The 21335-nt window shown below is 67.8% G+C and carries 20 protein-coding genes and 2 pseudogenes; 16 read left to right on the top strand and 6 right to left on the bottom strand.

Annotation, left to right across the window (positions count from 1 at the left end):
- Window positions 1–24: 24 nt before the first annotated feature.
- Complete coding sequence (locus GSI01S_RS18905) at window positions 25–738, bottom strand: TetR/AcrR family transcriptional regulator (RefSeq protein ID WP_006898271.1); 714 nt, start codon at window positions 736–738, stop codon at window positions 25–27.
- A 90-nt stretch (window positions 739–828) separates the two neighbouring features.
- Between GSI01S_RS18905 and GSI01S_RS18900 the strand changes: the two are divergent.
- Window positions 829–2297 (top strand): annotated as a pseudogene (locus GSI01S_RS18900) (MFS transporter).
- Window positions 2298–2340: 43 nt separating this feature from the next.
- Window positions 2341–3986: pseudogene (locus GSI01S_RS18895) on the top strand (ABC-F family ATP-binding cassette domain-containing protein).
- Window positions 3987–4075: 89 nt separating this feature from the next.
- Here GSI01S_RS18895 and GSI01S_RS18890 read toward each other — a convergent pair.
- Window positions 4076–4384: a thiamine-binding protein gene (locus GSI01S_RS18890; RefSeq protein WP_006898265.1), complete on the bottom strand. Its 309-nt coding sequence runs from the start codon at window positions 4382–4384 to the stop codon at window positions 4076–4078.
- An 85-nt stretch (window positions 4385–4469) separates the two neighbouring features.
- Between GSI01S_RS18890 and GSI01S_RS18885 the strand changes: the two genes are divergently transcribed.
- The 9 genes from GSI01S_RS18885 to GSI01S_RS18845 all read left to right on the top strand — a co-directional run bounded on the left by GSI01S_RS18885 (window position 4470) and on the right by GSI01S_RS18845 (window position 12601).
- A complete protein-coding gene (locus tag GSI01S_RS18885; protein WP_006898264.1) occupies window positions 4470–4817 on the top strand; it encodes a hypothetical protein in 348 nt (115 codons plus the stop codon).
- Window positions 4818–4859: 42 nt separating this feature from the next.
- Complete coding sequence (locus GSI01S_RS18880) at window positions 4860–5462, top strand: acid phosphatase (RefSeq protein ID WP_006898263.1); 603 nt, start codon at window positions 4860–4862, stop codon at window positions 5460–5462.
- Window positions 5463–5582: 120 nt separating this feature from the next.
- Window positions 5583–7139, top strand: coding sequence for an acyl-CoA synthetase (locus tag GSI01S_RS18875; RefSeq protein ID WP_006898262.1), 1557 nt, complete (start codon window positions 5583–5585; stop codon window positions 7137–7139).
- 103 nt (window positions 7140–7242) lie between these two features.
- Window positions 7243–8286, top strand: coding sequence for an NAD(P)/FAD-dependent oxidoreductase (locus GSI01S_RS18870; protein ID WP_039868190.1), 1044 nt, complete (start codon window positions 7243–7245; stop codon window positions 8284–8286).
- Window positions 8283–9164, top strand: coding sequence for an RNA polymerase sigma-70 factor (locus GSI01S_RS18865; RefSeq protein WP_006898260.1), 882 nt, complete (start codon window positions 8283–8285; stop codon window positions 9162–9164). Before GSI01S_RS18870 ends, GSI01S_RS18865 begins: the two co-directional genes overlap by 4 nt.
- Before the next feature lie 45 nt (window positions 9165–9209).
- Window positions 9210–10028 carry a hypothetical protein gene (locus GSI01S_RS18860; RefSeq protein WP_006898259.1) on the top strand — a complete coding sequence of 273 codons (819 nt, stop codon included), beginning with the start codon at window positions 9210–9212 and terminating at the stop codon, window positions 10026–10028.
- 80 nt (window positions 10029–10108) lie between these two features.
- A complete protein-coding gene (locus tag GSI01S_RS18855; protein ID WP_039868187.1) occupies window positions 10109–10933 on the top strand; it encodes a Cof-type HAD-IIB family hydrolase in 825 nt (274 codons plus the stop codon).
- Window positions 10930–11655, top strand: a complete 726-nt coding sequence (locus tag GSI01S_RS18850; protein ID WP_039868185.1) for a YoaK family protein — start codon at window positions 10930–10932, stop codon at window positions 11653–11655. Before GSI01S_RS18855 ends, GSI01S_RS18850 begins: the two co-directional genes overlap by 4 nt.
- Window positions 11656–11665: 10 nt before the next feature.
- A complete protein-coding gene (locus GSI01S_RS18845) occupies window positions 11666–12601 on the top strand; it encodes a hypothetical protein (RefSeq protein ID WP_039868202.1) in 936 nt (311 codons plus the stop codon).
- A 13-nt stretch (window positions 12602–12614) separates the two neighbouring features.
- Here the strand turns inward: GSI01S_RS18845 and GSI01S_RS18840 are convergent, their stop codons facing one another.
- From GSI01S_RS18840 to GSI01S_RS18825, 4 genes are all read right to left on the bottom strand, one after another.
- A complete protein-coding gene (locus GSI01S_RS18840; RefSeq protein WP_006898255.1) occupies window positions 12615–13373 on the bottom strand; it encodes an amino acid ABC transporter ATP-binding protein in 759 nt (252 codons plus the stop codon).
- 5 nt (window positions 13374–13378) lie between these two features.
- On the bottom strand, window positions 13379–15124 hold the full coding sequence (locus GSI01S_RS18835; RefSeq protein ID WP_006898254.1) for an ABC transporter substrate-binding protein/permease: 1746 nt from the start codon (window positions 15122–15124) through the stop codon (window positions 13379–13381).
- A gap of 164 nt (window positions 15125–15288) precedes the next feature.
- The gene (locus GSI01S_RS18830; protein WP_006898253.1) at window positions 15289–15624 is read right to left on the bottom strand and encodes a histone-like nucleoid-structuring protein Lsr2; all 336 of its coding nucleotides are present in this window, start codon (window positions 15622–15624) and stop codon (window positions 15289–15291) included.
- A gap of 87 nt (window positions 15625–15711) precedes the next feature.
- On the bottom strand, window positions 15712–16479 hold the full coding sequence (locus tag GSI01S_RS18825) for a hypothetical protein (protein WP_006898252.1): 768 nt from the start codon (window positions 16477–16479) through the stop codon (window positions 15712–15714).
- A gap of 1 nt (window position 16480) precedes the next feature.
- Here GSI01S_RS18825 and trhO point away from each other — a divergent pair, with 1 nt between their 5' ends.
- The 5 genes from trhO to GSI01S_RS18800 all read left to right on the top strand — a co-directional run bounded on the left by trhO (window position 16481) and on the right by GSI01S_RS18800 (window position 21162).
- Window positions 16481–17338 carry an oxygen-dependent tRNA uridine(34) hydroxylase TrhO gene (gene trhO, locus GSI01S_RS18820; RefSeq protein WP_006898251.1) on the top strand — a complete coding sequence of 286 codons (858 nt, stop codon included), beginning with the start codon at window positions 16481–16483 and terminating at the stop codon, window positions 17336–17338.
- Window positions 17335–18393 (top strand): CobW family GTP-binding protein, encoded by a 1059-nt coding sequence (locus tag GSI01S_RS18815; protein ID WP_006898250.1) that lies wholly within the window; start codon window positions 17335–17337, stop codon window positions 18391–18393. The genes trhO and GSI01S_RS18815 overlap by 4 nt, the downstream gene beginning before the upstream one ends.
- Window positions 18394–18541: 148 nt before the next feature.
- Window positions 18542–19606 carry an N-acetylmuramoyl-L-alanine amidase gene (locus GSI01S_RS18810; RefSeq protein ID WP_039868183.1) on the top strand — a complete coding sequence of 355 codons (1065 nt, stop codon included), beginning with the start codon at window positions 18542–18544 and terminating at the stop codon, window positions 19604–19606.
- Between the two features lie 21 nt (window positions 19607–19627).
- Window positions 19628–20605 carry an SDR family oxidoreductase gene (locus tag GSI01S_RS18805; RefSeq protein ID WP_006898248.1) on the top strand — a complete coding sequence of 326 codons (978 nt, stop codon included), beginning with the start codon at window positions 19628–19630 and terminating at the stop codon, window positions 20603–20605.
- Window positions 20602–21162: a nucleosidase gene (locus tag GSI01S_RS18800; RefSeq protein ID WP_006898247.1), complete on the top strand. Its 561-nt coding sequence runs from the start codon at window positions 20602–20604 to the stop codon at window positions 21160–21162. The genes GSI01S_RS18805 and GSI01S_RS18800 overlap by 4 nt, the downstream gene beginning before the upstream one ends.
- Window positions 21163–21335 lie beyond the last annotated feature (173 nt).

Here is a 21335-nt window from a genome sequence, read left to right as displayed (position 1 = left end):
GGACAGTCTCTGCGCCAGACCGTCTCAGCGACCGCCGGCCTGCAACCGGAGTCCGGACAGCAGCAGGTCGAGGCCGGCGCGGAACTGCTCGGCGTCGTCGTGCACGGCGAACTCGTCGACGGTGTAGTGGATGAACGGATACCGGTCGGGGTCGAGGGATCGCCACTGGTCGGCGAAGTGCTCGATGTACTCCGAGCGGCTCATCGTGCCGTCGAGCACGGCCGCAGGCGGCTGCTGTCCGAGGTCGGTGGCCGTTCCGATGACGAATCCGAGAACGGCCGAGACACCGTGGAAGGTCTCTCGCGGCCCGAGGCCCAGCCGCATCACATGACGGCCGAGCCGCTCGTACATCTGCAGTCCGTTGGGCTGGGTGCCGGTGTCGCGCATCAGGTATCCGCCCAGCCAGGGCCGGTCGACCACGGTGTCGAACAGCGCGACCGCCACCGCCCGGAGGTCGGCGATCGGATCGTCGGTGTCGTCGAAGTCATTGGTCCGGGTGAGCACCTCGCCGAGCACGTGGTCGGCGGCCCGGTCGAGCAGTTCCTCCTTGCTCGAGACGTACCAGTAGATGCTTGCGACGCCGCCGCCCAGGCGTGCCGCGAGCGCGCGGAAGGTCAGCGCGGACTCGCCCGACTCGTCGAGCAGCGCGACGGCCTCTCCGATCACCGTGTCCATCGAATGGGAAGCGCGGCGGCGACCTGCTCGTCGCTGCGGGCGGTCGTGCTCGGGAACAGTCATGAATCCTCCTCCCTTGCACCCTATCGAACGCCGTTCTATTGTATCGAACAAGGTTCGATAACCGAACATCGTTCGATAAGGAGGTGTCTCATGACTGACGTCGCCGAGACCTCGCGCTCCGGGACCGCACGATCCCGGACCTACACATCCGTCCGTGCCGCCTGGATGCCGATGGCCGCCCTGTGCCTGGCGTTCTTCGTCGAGATGGTCGACAACACGTTGCTCTCGATCGCACTGCCGACCACCGGGCGTGATCTGGGCAGCGGCACCACCGCACTCCAATGGGTCACGGGCGCCTATTCGCTGACCTTCGGGGGTCTGCTGCTGACCGCCGGATCGATGGCCGACAAACTGGGGCGACGACGGGTTCTGCTCGTCGGGCTCGCCGCCTTCGGCGTGATCAGCCTCGGCGTTCTCGCCGTCTCCTCGACGGGCGAACTGATCGCCCTTCGCGCGCTGCTCGGCGTCGCCGCTGCCGCGATGGCCCCGATCACCAACTCGCTGGTCTTCCGCCTCTTCGACGACGCGGCGCTCCGCATGCGCGCGATGACGCTGATGATCGTCGTCGGCATGAGCGGCTTCATCCTCGGTCCGGTGCTGGGCGGAACGGCGCTGGCACACGTCGGCTGGGAATGGCTTCTCCTGGTCAACGCCCCGATCGCGCTGATCGCGTGGATCGGTGTCCGGCTCGGGTCCCCGCCGACGATCCGCAGGATCTCACCGGAGATCGTCTCGATCTGCCGGGCGCGGCCCTGAGCATTCTCGCGATCGGTCTCGGGTGCTACACCCTCACCGCGGGTGTGGAGCACGGCTGGACGTCCGGCCCGGTATGGGCGTCGGCGGTCGGGGCGGCGGTCGCCCTCGGCGCCTTCGTGTGGCATGAGCGCCGCACCCCCGAACCGATGCTCGACCTCGGCGTCTTCGCCGACGGCACCGTGCGGGGAGCGGCGATCGCGCAGGTGGGTACGTCGATCGCGATGGCCGGTGTGATGTTCGGCCTGATTCTGCACTTCCAGTACGCGTACGGGTGGAGTCCGATGCGGGCGGGACTGGCGAACCTGCCCCTCATCATCACGATGATTCTCGCGACCCCGCTCTCGGAGTACCTGGCGAAGAGATTCGGTCATCGGATCGCGTGTGTGATCGGCGCCGGATTCCTCGCGGGCTCGCTCGCCGGACTCGCGTGGGCCGTCGACCACGGTTACCCGGCGATCGCCGTCTTCATGGTGACGCTGACGATCGGTCTGCGGACGGTGATGACGATCTGCGCGGTGGCGCTGGTCGGAGCGATGCCGAGCAACCGGACGTCGATCGGCACCGCGCTCAACGACAGCGCGCAGGAGATCGGCACCAGCGTGGGCACCGCGGTGATCGGCACGATGATCGCCGCGCTGGTCACGACCAGTCTGCCGCCGGGCGTGTGGGGCAGCGACCTCGTCGCGTCGTTCTTCCGCGGCGAGCGCATCGCATTCGCGGTGCTCGCGGTGGTGGTCGGGGTGGTCTCCGTGTGGGGCGCGTTGGCGTTGAACGATTCGCGAGCCACCGACGAGCACCCGTGAGCCGCCCCGTCGAGCGCGCGCCCGCGGATGCGACGATGGACCGATGACCGCAACGCTCGTCGCCAAGGACGTCTCCGGTGGGTACGCCCATCGGGTGCTGTTCGATCATCTCGACCTCACGGTGGCGCCCGGCGATGTGGTCGGGGTGGTCGGCGCCAACGGTGCCGGGAGGACGACGCTGCTCCGCATCCTCGCCGGTGATCTCGCACCGCTGGAGGGAACGGTGGTGCGGGCGCCGTCGGACGCCTTCGTGGGCTGGTTGCCTCAGGAGCATGAGCGGGCGCCGGGCGAGACGGTGGGCCAATACGTGGCCCGACGGACCGGTTGCGCGGCGGCGACGGCCGCGATGGACGCGGCCGCGGCGGCGCTGGCCGACGGGACCGGGGACGAGGCTTACTCCGCGTCGCTGGATCATTGGCTCGCGACCGGAGCCGCGGATCTCGACGAACGCCTGCCCGCGGTGCTCGCCGAGCTGGGATTCGACACGACCGCCGGCGCACCCGAGTCGGCGCTGATGACCGGTCTCTCCGGAGGTCAGGCCGCGCGCGTGGGCTTGGCGGCGTTGCTGTGCTCCCGCTTCGACATCGTCCTTCTCGACGAGCCCACCAACGATCTCGACCTCGACGGACTGGCCCGGCTGGAAGAGGTCGTCGCTGGCATGCGCGGCGGCGTGGTCCTTGTGAGCCACGACCGGGAGTTCCTGTCGAGGAGTGTGACCCGCGTCCTGGAACTCGACCTGGCACAGCACACGAACACCGTCTTCGGCGGTGGATACGAGAGCTATACCTGGAGGAGCGGGAAGTGGCGCGCCGGCACCGACGCGAGGCCTACGAGGAATACGCCGAGAAGAAGGCCGACCTCGTGGCACGGGCTCGGACGCAGCGGGAGTGGTCGAGCCAGGGCGTGCGGAACGCGATGCGCAAGAATCCCGACAACGACAAGGTGCGTCGCAAGGCGGCCACTGATTCGAGTGAGAAGCAGGCGCAGAAGGTACGGCAGATGGAGAGCCGGATCGCGCGCCTCGAAGAGGTCGTCGAGCCGCGCAAGGAGTGGGTTCTCGAGTACTCCATCGGAGCGGCGCCGCGGTCGAGTTCGGTGGTGTCCACTCTCAACGACGCCGTCGTCCGGCAGGGCGAGTTCGTCTTGGGGCCGGTGTCACTGCAGGTGAACGCCGGTGAGCGCATCGGCATCACCGGTCCCAACGGTGCGGGGAAATCGACGCTGCTGGGGTTGATCCTGGGGCGCATCGAGCCGGACTCCGGCACCGCCGCCTTGGGCGCGAATGTCGCCATCGGTGAGGTCGACCAAGCGCGTGCGCAGTTCTCCGGACCGGAGCTGCTCGCGGACCGCTTCGAGGAACTGGTCCCGGAGTCCACGACCGAGGAGGTGCGGACGCTGCTGGCGAAGTTCGGACTGCGCGCCGATCACGTGGGGCGTCCGACCGCCGACCTCTCGCCCGGCGAGCGCACCCGGGCGGCGCTCGCGTTGCTGCAGGTCCGCGGCGTCAACGTGCTGGTGCTCGACGAGCCGACCAACCACCTCGATCTGGCCGCGATCGAGCAACTCGAATCAGCGCTCGACAGCTACGACGGCGCGCTGCTGGTCGTGACCCACGACCGCCGGATGCTGGAGAACGTCCACGTCGACCGCCGTTGGGACGTCCAGGACGGTCGCGTCCGCGAACTCTGACGGACGTGCTGCGGAGATCAGTCGAGAGAGCCTCGCCCGAGGGCGATCTTCCCTCGACGGCCCGCGACACGCATGATCTCAGCAGTGGCTCAGGGCTCCGCGCGCAGACGCTGCTCGATCCTCTCCACCTTCTCGGTGAGCTGACCGGAGAATCCTTCGCGCATGTCCGCTTTCAGCACCAGACTCACGCGCGGACTGTGCGCGGCCACGGCCTCGCAGGCCGCTTTGATGACGGCCATGCACTCGTCCCAGTCTCCTTCGACGGTGGTGAACATCGAGGTCGTCTCGTTGGGAAGGCCGGAGGCGCGTACCACCCGGACCGCCTCCGCGACGGCCGCGCTGACCGATCCGTCGGGGTCGTCACTGGTTCCGGGAGCGATCGAGAAAGCGAAGAGCATGGCCTCAGGCTACGCGCCCGCCCGGGCTCGGAGCGCCCGTCGAATACCACTGTCCACGGCGGGGGAGTCGTGGACAATCGGGAGCATGAGCTACACGTTGGCGTTCTGGTCGGGAGGCGATTCCGCGGACTGCGGCGAGACCTACAACAGGTTGAACAGCGGTGAGAGGGTCGCGGGCGTCCGCCCCGTCGACGCCGCGGCCGTCGAGAGCGCCATCGGAGACCTCGACCGTTGGTCTCGCAATCAGAACATGCTCTACCCGCCGGGAGGGACCGCCGCGGACGGACCGGCCTTCGACGTCTTCATGGACGATCAACTCGTGGTCTTCACCGGCTACGGCGTCGAACCGCACGACATCAACGTGGTGATCGACGTGATGCGCTCGCTCGGCTTCCGGCTGTACGACCCGCAGACCCTGGAGCGGTTCGAGTAGCTCGGGACGCGTCCGGCCGACGCGATCGGTACGGTACGAGCGGTGAACACCTGCACCCGTCACCCCCGCATCCTGTTGATCCGCCACGGGGAGACCGAGTGGTCACGGACGGGCAGGCACACCGGGCGCACCGATATCGGATTGACGCAGACGGGGCAGGTGCAGGCGAGCGCGCTGGCGGGCATCGCTCAGCGTCTCGGGTTGGAGGATCCGTACGTCGTCTCCTCGCCGCGCCGACGTGCCCGGCGCACGGCGGAACTGGCCGAGTTGGCGCCCGACGAGGTCGGCGAGGACTTCGCGGAATGGGATTACGGCGACTATGAGGGGATCACGCGGTCGCAGATCCGCGCGGAATACGAGCCGGACTGGTCGATCTGGACGCACGGAGCGCCCGGAGGTGAGTCGGTCCAGGAGATGACGCAGCGCGTCGATCGGGCAGTGCGGTACGTCGAGGCCGAACTGGTTCGCCGTGACGTGGTGGTTGTTTCGCACGGGCACTTCTCCCGGTCGTTCATCTGTCGCTATCTCGGCTGGCCGATCGTCTACGGCGCGGCCGTCGACCTGCGCCCGGCGGGATCGGCACTGCTCGCGGATGTGGAGGGCGAACGACGCATCGAGTTGCTCACGGGCCCGGCCGGCGCGTGACTCGGGCGACCCGCACCGACGGCACAAAAACAAGCGCTTGTGACTTTTTCTTCGTGAGGTTACGGTGATCCACATCACGCACCACCGCGGCGGCGCCGCGCGAATCGATGGGATCGTCACATGGACAACGGCATCGGCAACTGGCCCACCCTGCACCGGGTGCGGCATCCACACCGCGTCGCACTGATCGACGCGACGACCGGCGCCGAGTACACCTTCGAACAACTGGATCTCCGGACCAACGCGCTGGCCGACGCCTTGCGCTCGCGCGGCATCGGCCGAGGAGACCGGGTCGCCCTCCTCACTCTCAACAGCACCCACATGCTCGAGGTGGTCCTCGCCGTCGCCAAACTCGGTGCGGTGGCCGTACCGATCAACTGGCGCCTGCAGGCCCCCGAAGTGCAGTACATCCTCAACGACTCCGGTGCCCGCCTCCTGTTCGTCTCACCCCAGACTGCGGCTCTGGCCCGTGCCGCGGCCGAGGGAACCGAGGTGTCCGGCATCGTCGAGATCCCGTCGGGCGAGCAGCGTGCCGCCGGCGAGCCCTCGGAGTACGAGGCACTCATCGCCGAGGGCAGCGACGAGCGGGTGCCGGTCGACGTCGCCGCCGACGACCTGTCGATGCTCATGTACACCTCGGGGACCACCGGCTTTCCGAAGGGAGCGATGCTCACCCACGCCAATCACCACTGGAACGGCATCAACAACCTCACCGCCGGCGACGGCGTCGGACCGCGCGATGTCAACATCGCCTCGGCGCCCCTGTTCCACATCGGTGCGCTGGGTGTCATCACACTGCCGTTGCTCTACATCGGGGGAACCACCGTGGTGCTGGAGACCTTCACTCCCGACGCGTGGCTCGACGCGGTCGCGAAGCATCGGGTCAGCGTGGCGTTCGCGGTGCCCGCGATGTGGGCCGCGATCGATGCCTCGCCGGCTGTCGAGACCGCGGATCTGAGCTCACTGCGGTTCGGCATCTCCGGTGGTGCGCCGTGCCCGGTGGTGCTGATCGAGAGTCTCACGCGGCACGGCGTTCGGCTCTGCGAGGGTTTCGGGCTCACCGAGACCTCTCCGAACGTCTGCGTTCTGGAGGTCGACGAGGCCGTCGCGTACGCGGGATCGGTCGGCAAGCCGGTGCTCCATGTGGAGATGAAGGTGGCCGACGGTGAGGGAGACGAGGTGCCGCCGGGCGTGATCGGCGAGCTTCTGGTTCGCGGTCCCAACGTCTTCGTCGGCTATTGGAACAAGCCCGAGGCCACGGCCGAGGCGCTGCAGGACGGCTGGTTCCACACCGGCGATCTCGCCACCTGCGACGAGGCGGGGTACTACCGGATCGTCGACCGGAAGAAGGACATGATCGTCACCGGCGGAGAGAACGTCTACGCCTCGGAGGTGGAGCAGACGATGTACCGGCATCCGGCCGTCGCGGAGGTCGCGGTGATCGGCCTGCCCGACGAGAAATGGGGCGAGTCGGTGACCGCGGTGGTCGCCGCCAAACCGGGGTCGGAGGTTTCCGAAGCGGAGTTGATCGCCTGGACCCGCGAACGGATCGCCCACTTCAAGAGCCCGCGGGCGGTGCACTTCGTCGACGTGCTGCCGCGCACAGCCACCGGAAAGGTGCTCAAGCGTGAACTGCGTCTGCGCTGGAGCGGTGACGAATCCGCGGTGCGGCGGTGACCGGAGACGCCGATCTCCACGATCACTGGCGGAGCGTGTCACAGGGGGCGGCCCCGCGGTGTCCCATGGGTGTCTGATCGAGAACAACACCTGGGAGGTCGTCATGAAGATCGTGATCGTGGGAGCGGGGTACGCGGGGACGATGGCCGCGAACCGGTTGGCGCGACGGGCGCGCGGCGCTGAGATCGTCGTCGTCAATCCGCGCCCGGAGTTCGTGGAACGCATCCGACTGCACCAGGTGGTCGCGGGCAGCGGGACCGCGGCCCGCCCGTTGGCCGAGATGCTCGACGATTCGGTGACGACCCGGATCGCGGCGGTGACGAAGATCGCGGACGGTTCGGTGGCCCTGAGTGACGGTGGCGCGCTGGAGTTCGACCGTCTCGTCTATGCGGTCGGCGGTGCACCGAGCGCTCCGGAGGGAGCCGTGGACGTCGGCGCGCCCGAGTCGGCTGCCGTGGCCGCCGAACGACTGCGCTCCCTGTCGGACGGGGCCGCGGTCGACGTCGTCGGAGGTGGGCTGACGGGGGTGGAGACCGCGACGGAGATCGCAGCTCGGCGCCGCGACGTGCGGATCCGGCTCTTCAGCGATGCGCCGATCGCCCGATCGCTCGGCGCGAAGGCCCGAGCGCAGGTCGCCGAGGTGCTCGCCGGGCACGGCGTCGAGGTGGTCCGACAGCGGTGGTCGGGCGGACGGGACGCGGCGCTGACGGTGTGGGCCAACGCGAGCCGGGTGGGCGAACTGGCTCTCCAGAGCGGGCTGGAGGTGAACGACGCCGGCCGTGTGATGGTGGACGATCATCTGCGCAGTGTGAGCGATCCGCGGGTGATCGCGGTCGGCGACGGAGCGGCGGTTCCGGGATCGCGCATGAGTTGCCAGGCGGCGATTCCGCAGGGGGCGTACGCCGCGGATCTGATCGCCGCCGACTTCACGGGCCGGTCGCACAAGCCCTATTCCGTCGCGTTCGTGGCGCAGTGCGTGTCGCTGGGCCGCTCCGACGGCGTGGTCCAGAGGGTGCACCGCGACGACAGTCCGGCGAGCCTCTGGCTACGCGGGCGCACGGCCGCGGCGATCAAGGAGCAGGTGTGCCGCAGCACCGTGCACACCGTCCGCGCCGGACGGTACTCGTGGAAGCCGGGCGCGGCATGAGCGCCGCCGAGCCACCCGGAGTCGCGGAGTTCACCCAGCACCGTCCCCTGCTGTTCTCGATCGCTTACGAGATCCTCGGGTCCGTCGCCGACGCGGAGGACGTACTGTCCGAGAGCTGGCTGCGCTGGCAGGAAGGCGACCGGTCGGAGGTCGAGAACCCGCGCGCGTACCTGGCGCGGATCGTGACCCGACAGGCGCTGAACGCCGCGCGGGCGTCGTCGCGACGACGCGAGACATACGTCGGTCCGTGGCTGCCGGAACCGCTCGAGTCGACTGCCGAGGACTCCGGACTCGACCACGTCCTGTCCGGGGAAGCCGTCACGACCGCGATGCTCCTCGTCCTCGAGTCGCTCACTCCCGACGAGCGCGCGGTCTTCGTGTTGCGCGAGGTCTTCGACTTCGGGTACGCCGAGATCGCCGACGCGATCGGAAAGTCACAGCCCGCGGTCCGGCAGATAGCGCATCGCGCACGAAACCACGTCCGTGCCCGACGCCCCGCCGCGGTCGCCGACCCCGAGGATGCGCGGGCGGTCGCCGAGCGGTTTCTGACCGCGGCCGCCACCGGCAATCTCCAGGAACTCATGGACACGCTCTCTCCCGGCGTGGTGTACATGGGCGACGGTGGCGGCGTCGTGGCGGCGGCGCGCCGGCCGATCGAGGGTGCGGCCCGGGTGGCGCGGATGGCGGCCGGACTCTTCGCCAAGGCACCGACCCTGGGTGAGGTGGGGATGCGGATGACGGTCGTGAACGGCATGCCGTCGTTGGTGGTGACGATCGACGGGGATCTCGACAGCGTGGTCTCGGTCGAAGTGACGGGAGAGAAGGTGACGGCGGTGTACGCGGTGCGGAATCCGGTCAAACTCGACGGGCTCCGCTGACTCGCGTCGTCGCCGCCCGCCCGCGCGATCCGTACGCTGGAGAGGGTGTTAGAGATCCTCTTCATCCTCGTCATCGCGCTGATCGCCGTCGGAGTGTTTTCGATGATGCGCAACCGCACCGCCACTGCCCAATCCGGACGAGTCTCTCTCGACGACGCCAAGGCCGATGCGCGGCAGGCGATCGAACGACTCGGCGGCCAGGTGTACTCGCTCGACCCGGGCGACGACCCGGCTGCCAAGCAGGCACTCGCCGACGCGGGCGAGCGGTTCACCGCGGCCGGCTCGCAGATCGAGCAGGCGTCCAGTCCCGCTCAGGCCGGACTCGCCAAGCAGACCGCTGTGGAAGGCCTGTACTACATTCGCGCGGCCCGCACCGCGCTGAAACTCGATCCGGGTCCCCCGATCCCCGAACTCGAGGGTCAGCGCGCGGCCGGATCGGTGACCGAGGAGCGGTCGGTGGAGTTCGACGGCCGCACCGTCGAGGCGTCGCCGCAGCCGTCCAGCCAGACGCCCAACTACTATCCGGGCGGTCGAGTGGCGGGACGCCCGGTGCCCGCGGGCTGGTACTCCGAGCCGTGGTGGCGTCCGGCGCTCATCGGCGGTGCGTGGGGCGTGGGATCGGCGCTGCTGTTCAGCTCCTTGTTCTCCGGAATGGCGGGCGTCCCGCACGGGGTCGCCGACGCCGACATGGCCGGCGGCGACTACTCCGACGGCGGCGGCGACAGCGGGGACAGCGGCGGGGACGGCGGCGGCGATTACGGGGACGGCGGCGGCGACCTCGGCGACGGCGGCGGTTTCGACGGCGGCTTCGGTGGTTTCGACGGCGGGGACTTCGGTGATTTCGGGGGCGGCGACTTCTTCTGACCGGCAGGTGATCGCCGGTCGGCGCACCGCGTCGGGCCGCTGGTGCCTGAGGGCGGTGCCGTCGGCATTACCATCGAGACATGCTTGATGGGCTTCGGTCAGCGGACATCCGGATGGTCGTCGCCGACATGGACGGAACGCTGCTCGACGACGCCGGCCGGGTTCCCGACGCCTTCTGGCCTATCCTCGACGAGTTGACCGCACGCGGTATCGCGTTCGTCCCGGCGAGCGGCCGGCAGTACTACACCCTCGAGGAGATCTTCGCCCCGCACCGCGGCACGCTCTCGTACGTCGCCGAGAACGGCAGCATGGTGATGCACGACGGCAGGCTGTTGACGTCGTCGACCATCGATCCCGCGCTGGTCGCCACGGTCATCGACACCGTCCGCGAGGCCGATCGGCACGGGCGCGACCTTCGACTGCTCGTGCACCGGACCGACGGAGCCTTCATCGAGTCCGACGACGCCGAGTTCGTCGTCCACGCTCGCCGGTATTGCGTTCGGCTGGACCACGTGGCCGATCAGTCCCAGGTCGACGGCGATGTGGTCAAGCTCGCGATCTACGACTTCGCCGACGCCGAGTCGAGCGCCGCTGAACTGTTCGCTCCACTGGTCGGCGACCACAAGCTCGCGGTGTCGGGGAACCACTGGATCGACATCACCGCACCGGGGACGCACAAGGCCGCCGGTGTCCGGGAGCTGCAGGCTCTTCTCGGCGTGGGCCCCGAACACACGATCGTCTTCGGCGACTACCTGAACGATCTCGAGATGCTCGACGCCGCGCGGTGGTCGTTCGCGATGGCCAATTCGCACCCCGACGTGCTCGAACGTGCGCGGTTCCGGGCTCCCAGCAACGTCGACGCAGGCGTGGTCACTGTGCTCCGACAGATGCTGGCCGGACGGTGAGGTCCGCGCATCGGCGGGAGATCGCGCTCGCGGTGACGCTCTCCGGTATCGCCGGTTACCTCGACGCGGTCGGCTTCCTGGAACTCAAGGGATCGTTCGTGTCGTTCATGAGCGGCAACACCACCGAGCTCGCCACGCAACTCGGCACCGGGCGCCTCGGCGGCGCGGGCACCGTGGCGTCGATCCTCGCCATGTTCTTCTGCGGTGCCGTGATCGGCGCGATCGCCGCGCGGTTCTGGGATGGCCGGACCACCGTTCTCCTCACCACCACCGTTCTGCTGGCGGCGAGCGCCCTGGCCTGCGTGTTCGTGGCTCCGTCGTCCGCCTTCGCGATCGGACTGCCCGCGGCGATGGGTGCGATGAACTCCACCTTCCTGAGGAAGGGCGAGGTGAGCATCGGCCTGACCTACATGACGGGGACGCTCGTGAAGGCCGGACAACAACTCGTCGAGGCGTTCACCGGCGGTCCCCGCATGCTGTGGCTCCGGAACCTGTCCCTGTGGTTCGCGCTCGCCGTCGGCGGAATGATCGGAGCGGCCACCCATAATCTGACCGGGCCGACCTCGGCCGTGTGGATCTCCGTCGCGGCGATGCTCGTCGTCACAGCCGCGACCGTCGCGGTGCGGCGACGGACCGGGAGGTTCGGAGTGCCGAGTGCCGGGCGCGCGGCGCGCGAGACCCACGTCGTGCACGATCCGCCGAGCCCGGATGAGGTTTCGTAGCATGAGTGGCATGTCATCGGACGCCGCAGACCTCGCCGCGAGACTTCTCGACGCTCACGTCGATTACGAGCGCCGCCGGCTCACCGACCCCGTGGCGTTCGCGGCGCTGGTGGAGGAGGAGATCACGGCGTTCCTCGACGCCGCAGACCAGCTGCCGCTCGAAGAGGCCGTCTCCCGCGATCTGGTCAAGGCCGTCGCACGCAAGTACGCGATCGCATTCCCGGTCGACGGCGCCATCCCCGGTCTCGTCGGCACCGTCGCCTCACGGATCTACGAGTACTCGACTGGTGACGACACCCGGCTCGGTGACGTCCTTGAGAGGCGCCGTTACGAGGAACTGGCGGCCGGCGTCGCCGAGTTGGGTCTGTCGCGGCGGATGCTCAAGCGCGTCCTCGACAGTCCGGCGACCGAGGATGCGTGCGTGGAGGCGATCCAACGGGCGGTCGACTCCTCCCGGATGCCCGGCCCGGTGGCGACCGTCGTCGATTCGATGGTCGAGCGAATCGCGAGGCGCTGCGCCCGCACGGTGCTCGCAGCCAACCGCGCCGAAGCCGATCATCTCGTGCTCGACGCCGCTCGCGAGGTATGGCTGGCCGGCGCTGATCAGAGCGTCGGTGACGTGCGCGACGTGCTGAGCAGTTCGGATGTCGAAGACGCAGTGGTGCTGGTCTTCGAGTTCTGGCGCACGTTCCGCGAGACGCCGTTCTTCCGCGCGATTCTCGACGAGGGCGTCGACGAGGTCTTCGACACCTACGGCACCACCTCGCTGTCGGATCTGCTCGACGAGTTGGGCGTGGGGCGCGACGACCTGGTGGAGGAGGCGATGCGGTTCGGTCCGCCCGTCATCGCACGGATCGACGCCGACGGGTTCGTCGAGGCGGCTCTGCGCCGCCGGTTGAGCCCGTTCTACACCTCTGCGGAGTTCGCAGCGCTGGTCGGTCGCTGAGGCAGCGCCCGCGTCAGAGGATCTGCGACAGGAACGTCTTCAGGCGGTCGCTGCGCGCATCGGTGAAGATCTGTTCCGGTGCCCCGGTCTCCACCACCATTCCCTCGTCCATGAACACGACGTGGTCGGAGACGTCGCGGGCATAGCCCATCTCGTGCGTCACCACGATCATCGTCATGCCCTGTTCGGACAGATCGGTCATCAACGCGAGCACACCCTTGACCAGCTCCGGGTCCAAGGCGCTGGTGGCCTCGTCGAAGAACATGATCTGCGGATGCATGGCCAGCGCACGGGCGATGGCAACGCGCTGCTGCTGTCCGCCCGAGAGGGTCGAGGGCCGCGCGTCGGCCTTGTGCGCCAATCCCACCGACTCGAGTTGGGCGATGGCGAGCGCCCGCGCCTCGTCCTTGTCGAGGCCGAGCAGTTTGCGCGGACCGAGTTCCACATTCTGCGCCACGGTGCGGTGCGGGAACAGATTGAACTGCTGGAACACCATGCCGATCCGGCGGCGCAGTTGATCCGGGTCGTCCTTCAGGACGCTGCGACCGTCGATCAAGATATCGCCCTGTTGCGGCTCGTGGAGCCGGTTGAGAACACGCAGGAGCGTGGACTTGCCCGATCCGGACGGACCGATGACCGTGGTGGTGGTACCGGCCTCCACATGGATGTCCACGCCGCGCAGGACGTGGTTGTCGCCGAAGCTCAGGTGCAGGTCCTGCCCGGTCAGGGAGACCGCGGCACCGCGATCGACGAGGGGATGCGAGTTCGCCACGATGCTCACGCCTTTCCAGTGCGCAGACGGTTGTCGATGTAGTTGACGAGGTGGGTCAGCGGCACCGTCATCACGAGATACAGCAGGCCTGCGGCCAGCAGCGGGGTGAGGTTGCCGCTGTTGGCGTTGAAGTCCTTGCCGACGGCGAACAGTTCCCGCTGCATCAGCGTCAGACCCAGGAAGTAGATCAGCGACGAGTCCTTGATGAGCACGATGAACTGGTTGACCAGAGCCGGAAGGACGCGTCGGACGCCCTGGGGGATCACTACCAGTCGCATGGATCGGCGGTAGGAGAAGCCGAGCGCCCGCGCGGCCTCCATCTGACCCGATTCCACGCTCTGGATGCCGGATCGGAAGATCTCGCCGATATAGGCGGCGGCGAGCAGGGCGAGGGCCACCGAGCCGAGCCAGAAGGGATTGCCGCCGGTCAGGTTCTTCACCACCGGCCCGAATCCCAGGCCGACCATCAGAATGACGACGACGGCGGGCAGACCCCGGAAGATATCGGTGTAGACGCGGGCCGGCCAACGCAGCCACCGGCTGCGCGACATCCCGGCCATCGCCAGGAGCATGCCGCCGACGGTGCCCAGGATCCCCGACGTGATCGCGATCTTCAGGGTGTTCGGCAGACCGGTCTTGATCAGTTCGGGCAATGCCTTGGTGAACTGTTCACCGCTGAAGAAGGTCTCGCGCAGTTGCTGCCACGTGCTCTTCGGCGCGGCGTCGGCGGCGTCGGCTTTCGGCTTGCCCTCATTCGCCTTCGCGATCGCTTCGAAGTCGGGCAGCACCGGCTTCGGCGCGGCCTTGGAGCCCGGCTTCCAGCCGTCCGGAAGCGGTCGCGGCGCCCAATCGCTGTACAGGCGAGCCCAGGTGCCGTCCGCGATGATCGCGTCGAGCCCGCTGTTCAGCGCGTCGACGAGCGGTTGATTGCCCTTGGCGACGGCCCACGCGGTGAAGTTGTTGATGCTGAAGGTGTTCTCCAGGATCTTCATTCCGTCGGCGGCCTGAACGGTGCCCTCGGCCTGCTGGCTCGGGGCCACCCATGCGTCGATCTGACCGGATTTCAGGTTTGCGTATGCGGTCGCATAGTCCGGGAACTTCACCGCGCTCAGCTTGAGGGTGTTCGTGACGTAGTCGTCCTGAACCGTGCCCTGAACGACGCCGATCCGGGTGCTCGGGTTGAGATCGCCGAAGCTCTGCACCCGGCCGTTCGCCGGGCCGGCCAGAGCGAAGTAGCCGAAGTCGTAACCGTTGGTGAAGTCGACGGTCTGGCGACGTTCGTCAGTGGTGGTGATCGACGACGATCCCACGTCGTACCGGTGCCCGGCGACCTGGGCGAGCAGGCCGGAGAACTCCGTGCCGATGAATTCCACTTTGAGACCGAGCTTGGCGGCGATCGCCTTGAGCATCTCGTTGTCCATGCCCGTGTACTGCTGCTGCGAATTCACACAGATACTGGGCGGCGCATCCGACAGCGTGCCGACCACCAGGGTTCCGGGCTTGATGAGGCCGAGCCTGGAGGTGTCGATCTCGTCGAGCGGCCGAGTCGACTCGGTGGTGAACCGGTCGGGGGCCGCAGCGGCGCTGGCGAGATTCGTCGGTGCGGCGGAGGCGCTCTCCACGCCGGGAGGTGAGCAGAGTCCGGAATCGTCGCTGGACGCCGAACTGGAGCAGGATGCCAGCAGCGCCACCAGCAGAGCGACGGCCAGCAGCGGCAGCCAGCGCCGGCGGGCTGCGGAAAGCAGAGTCATGATTGGACAGGGTAATCCGGCGCGCTGCTGATTCCGCAATTAAAACCACGGGGTGAGAAAACTCGGCCGCGGTGTAACGGACGGATCGGACGCCGATCGCAAAACGCCCCGGACCGGTCAGTGAGACCTGGTCCGGGGCGCTGTGGCCGACGCGTCGGCGAGTGTCAGTTCGCTGCTTCGTACGCCGCGATGATGTCTGCCGGAATGCGGCCGCGATCACTGACCGTGTAACCGTTGTCGGACGCCCACTGGCGGATCACGCGGGTGTTGGTGCGGCCACGTGCGGCGGTCGGCGCGGCGCGGCGAGCGGCGGCGCGACCGCCGGTGACACGAGATGCGGCGATGTACGTGGCGACGTGGTTGCGGAACTCTTCGGCATGCTCGGGGGAGGTGTCGAACTCGTAGTTCTTACCGTCCAGACTCCAGTGGACGGTTTCGTACTCGTCGAGTTCTGCGCCGTCGATATCGTCGACGATCTGGATCACGGTCTTCTTGGCCATCTGTGGTCCTCCGGTTGATTCGAGCCCGCCGCGCATGTCCTCACCCGAGTGCGCCGCGGCGTTTATCTGCGCTCAGCGTACACGTATTCAACGGGTCGGGACCACTGGTGAGGAATTGCGATTATCGACCGTCGGGCTATCGGCGTCGGAATCCAATCCGAGCAGTGATGCGGGGGCGCGTTCATCCGCCCTAATCGCACTGTATCCATTAGCGGTAATCGCGAAGCCGGTGCCGGAACTGGACTCTACGCAGTAGAGGTCGTCGGAATCGGTGAGACAGGCGAAACGGTCGACATTGATCGCACGACCGGAGCCGAGGATGCGTGACCGGAACAACACCGGATAACTGTTAGCGCACGCGCCTGCTTTCGGTCCGTTGGCGTCGAGCACCACGTAATCGGCCTGCCAATCGCACTCGGCGGTGGCGTCGGCGGCGCGTTTGGCACCTCGGACGTGCTCGCCGACGCACACCAGAGCATCGGCGCCGTTGTTGCCGGTGGAGCATCTCACGCCGCGGTCCGGCGTCGAGAAATGAAAACCGGAGACATCGGACGTCCGGCCGTCGGCCGAGGTGGCGCCGACCTGGAATCCGGAATTGCTGGCTCGAGGCGCCGCCTTGATGACGCGTTCATAGCTCCACGGAGCCTCCGTTCGGCGGATGCCGACCGTGCGGGACGCGGATGTCGGCGAGAGTGAAGGCGCCGGCGATTCGGTGCTCGGCGCATTCGTGCCCGGGATCACGATCTTGCTGGGTGATGCGTCCGTGCTCAGCAGCGAACACGACGTCAGGACCGAGACGCCGAGGCATACCAGGGCGACGAGGGGCAGGCGTGTTCGAGGTCCGTACCCTTGCACTGTGGCGACTCCCAAGATCGTGTTGTTCTACGTCTTCGCTCCGCTGCCGGACCCGGAGGCGATCCGACTCTGGCAACAGAGCGTCTGCGAGGCCTCCGGACTGCGCGGCAGGATCATCGTGTCATCTCACGGCATCAACGCAACAGTGGGAGGTGACATCCGCGACGTCAAACGTTATGTCCGTGCCACCCGGAGCTATCCCGCATTCAAAGACGCCGACATCAAATGGTCGGACGGAACAGGCGATGATTTCCCGCGCCTGAGCGTGAAGGTGCGCCCGGAGATAGTGACCTTCGGCGCCGCCGAAGAACTGCGTCTGGACGATCACGGTGTGGTCGGCACCGGTGTGCGTCTGGCGCCGGAACAGTTGCACGAGCTCGTCGACCGGCGCGGTGACGAAGTGGTCTTCCTGGACGGCCGTAACAAGATCGAGGCGCAGATCGGCCGATTCCGGGATGCGGTGGTCCCCGACGTCACCACCACGCGGGATTTCCTTCCGCTTCTGGAAAGCGGTGCGCTCGATCATCTCAAAGGCCGGCCGGTCGTCACATATTGCACCGGCGGTGTCCGCTGCGAGGTGCTCAGCGCATTGATGAAAGCCCGTGGATTCGACGAGGTGTATCAGCTCGACGGGGGAATTGTCCGCTACGGAGAACAGTACGGCGACAGCGGTCTGTGGGAGGGCTCACTCTACGTTTTCGACAAACGCATGAGAATCGACTTCAGTCCGGAAGCGGCGGTGATAGGGAAGTGCCTTCGCTGCGGTACTCCGACGAGCGATGTCGCCAATCTGCCGGACGGCGACGGTCGCGATCTGGCAGTGCTCTGCGCCGACTGCCGCGGTGAGCAGACGGCGTGACAGCATCCGCCGCACCGGTCGTGGTGCTCGCGGGATTCCTCGGCGCGGGCAAGACCACGCTCCTCAACCATGTTCTCCGGCACGCGGGTGGCCGGCGGATCGGAGTTCTCGTCAACGACTTCGGGTCCATCAACATCGACGCTCTTCTGGTCTCCGGACAGTCGGGCGGCACGCTCAGCCTTGAGAACGGATGTATGTGCTGCACTACCGATGCGTCGGACTTCGCCGAGACACTCGCCGGCCTGACCGCCCCGGGAAACGGCATCGACGCGGTCTTGATCGAGGCCAGCGGAATCGCCGAACCCAAGGCACTGATCCGGATGGTGCTGTCGGCGCGAAGCTCCACCGTGGCGTACGGCGGCCTCGTCTACGTCGTCGACGCCGCTCACTACGACGACACGATCGCCGAACACCCGCAACTCGGTGAGCATCTCGCGATCGCTGATCTGGTGGTCTGCAATAAGATCGATCTGCTCGCCGGCCAGGACGCCGTGCAATCGCTGATCGCGCGGCTTCGAATGATCAACTCCACCGCTCCGATCCTGCCGGTGGCGGACGCGGCGGTGGACCCGGAACTCTTCTTCGAGCCCGCTGCGGAGATCGCCCGAGACGACGGTCCTCGTCAGTTGAGCTTCGATGAACTGCTCCTCGCCGACGACCACGACCACCCCGACGGCCACGACCACGGTCACGATCATCTGCACGCCGGTTTCGAGTCAGCGGCGCTCGAGACCTCCGCGCCGGTGGACCCTCGGCGCCTCGCGCAGTTCCTCGAACGACCGCCCGCCGGCGCTTACCGGATCAAGGGAACGGTGCTGGTCGATCTCGACGGGCACCGCGACACCGCGTACACGGTTCAGGCTGTCGGAGGCTTCGTCCGAGTCGACGCCGGCTCGTGGCGCGGACGGACGCCGGGTACGTCACTCGTCGTCATCGGGGCGGGGCTCGATGCGGCGGCCACCCGCGAAGCACTCGACGGTCTCGTCGCGCCCGCCGATCCCGACGATGTGAACGGAATCCTCCATCTGACGCGTCATCTGGTCACAGCAACCTAACGATTCCCGGTGAGATCCGAGCCTGCGTTTGCCGTCTAGCCTCAAGCACTGGTTCACTGTTACCAAAGTTGTCTGTGTGACAGATGGTGTTTGGATCCTCGGAAGGAGAGTGGTGTGTGCGCCTCGTGCCCGCACACCCAACCCGCCCATGAATGCTGTACGTTTCCGCCGGCGTGTGCTGATCGCGTCGTCCGTCCTCGCGTCGTCTGTCCTCGTCGGAGGACTGCTGACGGTCGCGCCCACCGAAGCGGCGCCCAAGAGTGGTGAGTTGGCGGGCAAGACGGTGTTCCTCGACCCGGGCCATCAGGGATCGGCGGCGGGCCACGATCTGGCGAAGCAGGTGCCGGACGGGCGCGGCGGCAAGAAGGACTGCCAGACCACGGGTGCCACCGCGGTCACCGGCAAGGCCGAGCACACGATCAACTGGGACGTCTCCCAGCTGGTGAAGGCCGCACTCGAGAGCAAGGGTGCCCGCGTGGTGATGAGTCGCAACGACGACACCGGCTGGGGCGGTTGCGTCGACGAGCGGGCGGAGGCCGCGAGCCGGTCGGGCGCCGCGCTGGCAGTGAGCATCCACGCGGACTCGACGAGCACCGGTGCCGATTCCAGCAAGACCGGCTTTCACATGATCGTGCCGACGCTGCCGATCCCGGACAAGACCGTCGACTCGGTGCAGTCGGGCGAGGGCCGCAAGGCGTCGAACACCCTGCGTGACGCTATGAAGAAGGCTGGCTTCGCCCCGGCCAACTACCTGGGCGCTGTCGACGGAATCGTGACGCGGCCGGACATCGCCGCGGTCAATCTCACGCGCGTGCCGGCGGCCTTCATCGAGATGGGCAATCTGTCCGATCCGGCCGAGGCGGCCGTCCTGTCGTCCCCGCAGGGGGCCACCAAGTACGCGGTCGCGATCACCGAGGGCATCTCGGCCTACCTCGACGGACACGCGGCCGCGGCCAATCCGACCGCACCGGCTCCGGACCCCGGTGCCCAGCCGAGTGCACCGGCAGCCGAGAGCCCGTCCGAAGGCACCGACCTGTCGGGGCTGAGCGGAGTGGAGGCGATCGGCCCGCTGATCGACAAGCTCGCCAAGGCCAAGAGCCCGCAGGAGGCGCAGCGCATTCTGATGACCGACGGCCAGGACGTCTCGGCCAACGTGCTCAAAGCGATCCTCGCGGTGGTCTACGCGGTGTTCGGCGGCAAGCTCCCGATCTGACGAGTGGACTAAGGTTGTGTCATGGGTCTCATGACATCGCTGAAACTTCCCAGCCTGCAGTCCGTCCGGGAGCTGTTCGTGGTGCCGACTCCCGTGCCCTCGCTTCATGATCGCAAAGTGCTGATCACCGGCGCCGCCAGCGGCATCGGCCGCGCCACCGCGCTGGCGGCCGCCGACGCCGGGGCGCAGCTCGTGCTCACCGACATTCAGGCCGACGCTCTCGACGCGGTGGTCGCGGAGATTCTCGATCGACGGGGCACCGTTCTCTACCACCGTGCCGGCGACGTCTCCGACTACGAGTGGGTGGCGGCGTTCGCGCGGGGCGTCGACGCGGAGGTCGGCGTGATGGACGTCGTCATGAACGTGGCGGGCGTGTCGGCGTGGGGGACGGTCGAGCGCTTGGAACACCGCCATTGGAAGAAGATGGTGGACGTCAATCTGATGGGCCCCATCCACATCATCGAGTCGTTCGTGCCTCAGATGGTCCGCCGCGGCACCGGCGGTCACCTCGTGAACGTGTCGTCGGCCGCCGGGCTGCTGGCACTGCCGTGGCACGCCGCCTACAGCGCCAGCAAGTTCGGTATCCGGGGCGTGTCGGAGGTACTGCGATTCGATCTCCGACGCCACAACATCGGAGTCTCGCTGGTGTGCCCGGGCGGTGTGGCGACTCCCTTGGTCGAGACCGTCGACATCGTCGGTCTCGATCGCGGCAACACCGCCATCCAGCGCGAGATCGCGGGTTTCCACAAGATCGCGGTCACGCCTGAGAAGGCGGCATCGGCGATCCTCCGCGGAGTCACCCGCAACAAGTTCATGGTCTACACCTCGTTCGACATCCGGTTCGGCTACTGGTGGGCGCGGAAGTTCGCGCTTCCCTACGAGGTGGTGATGCGCATCGCGAACAACCGATTCGACTACTTGGCGCGCCTCAGCGACCTCGCCTCCGCGGCAGGTGCCGCGGACCGGACCGGAACCGAGGCGTCGCGGCGCGCTGAGTGAGCGCGCCGGACGGGGTGCTGGTGGTCTCGGCCACCCGCGCCGAGGCCGCGCATGTGCCGCCGGGGGCCGATCTGCTCATCACCGGTATCGGGAAGGTTCGCGCGGCCAGCAAGGTGACGCACCGGCTGGCTGTCGGTGACTACCGCCGGGTGATCAACATCGGCACCGCGGGGGCGCTGCGCGACGGGCGCACCGGACTCTTCACACCTTCGCGAGTCATCGAGCACGACATCAGTGCCGCGGATCTCGCCGCAATGGGCTATCACACGGTTGACGAATGGGACGTGGCGGGCGGCGACGGCAGCGTGCTGGCTACCGGGGACACATTCGTGAACGATCCGCTGCACCGGGACCGGCTCGCGTTGCGGGCCGATCTCGTCGACATGGAGGGCGCGGCGATCGCTCACGTCTGCGCCGAGTACGGACTGCCTCTCCGCGTGGTCAAGGTCGTCACAGACAATGCCGACGACTCGGCGTTCGACTGGCCGCGGGCCATCGCGGCCGCGGCACGCGACCTCGGCGACTGGCTCGACGGAAGTCGGTTCGGCGAGATCTGAGGTCTTCGACGCCCGGCCGGCTCGCGGTCGGGATCGACTCAGCGCTCGTCGGCGCCGGCCGTCAGGTCCTCGATCTGGCTCTTGTCCCGCAGCTGGCCCGCGGTGCGACGCGGACGGCCTTTGGGATCGCGCGGCGGGATGGTCTGCGGCGCGGCGCGGCGACGGGGTGCGTC

The sequence above is a fragment of the Gordonia sihwensis NBRC 108236 genome (assembly GCF_000333035.1).
GTDB classification, from domain to species: domain Bacteria; phylum Actinomycetota; class Actinomycetes; order Mycobacteriales; family Mycobacteriaceae; genus Gordonia; species Gordonia sihwensis.
The sequence above is the reverse complement of the archived record's forward strand: the minus strand, read 5'-3'. Positions and strand labels throughout refer to the sequence as shown.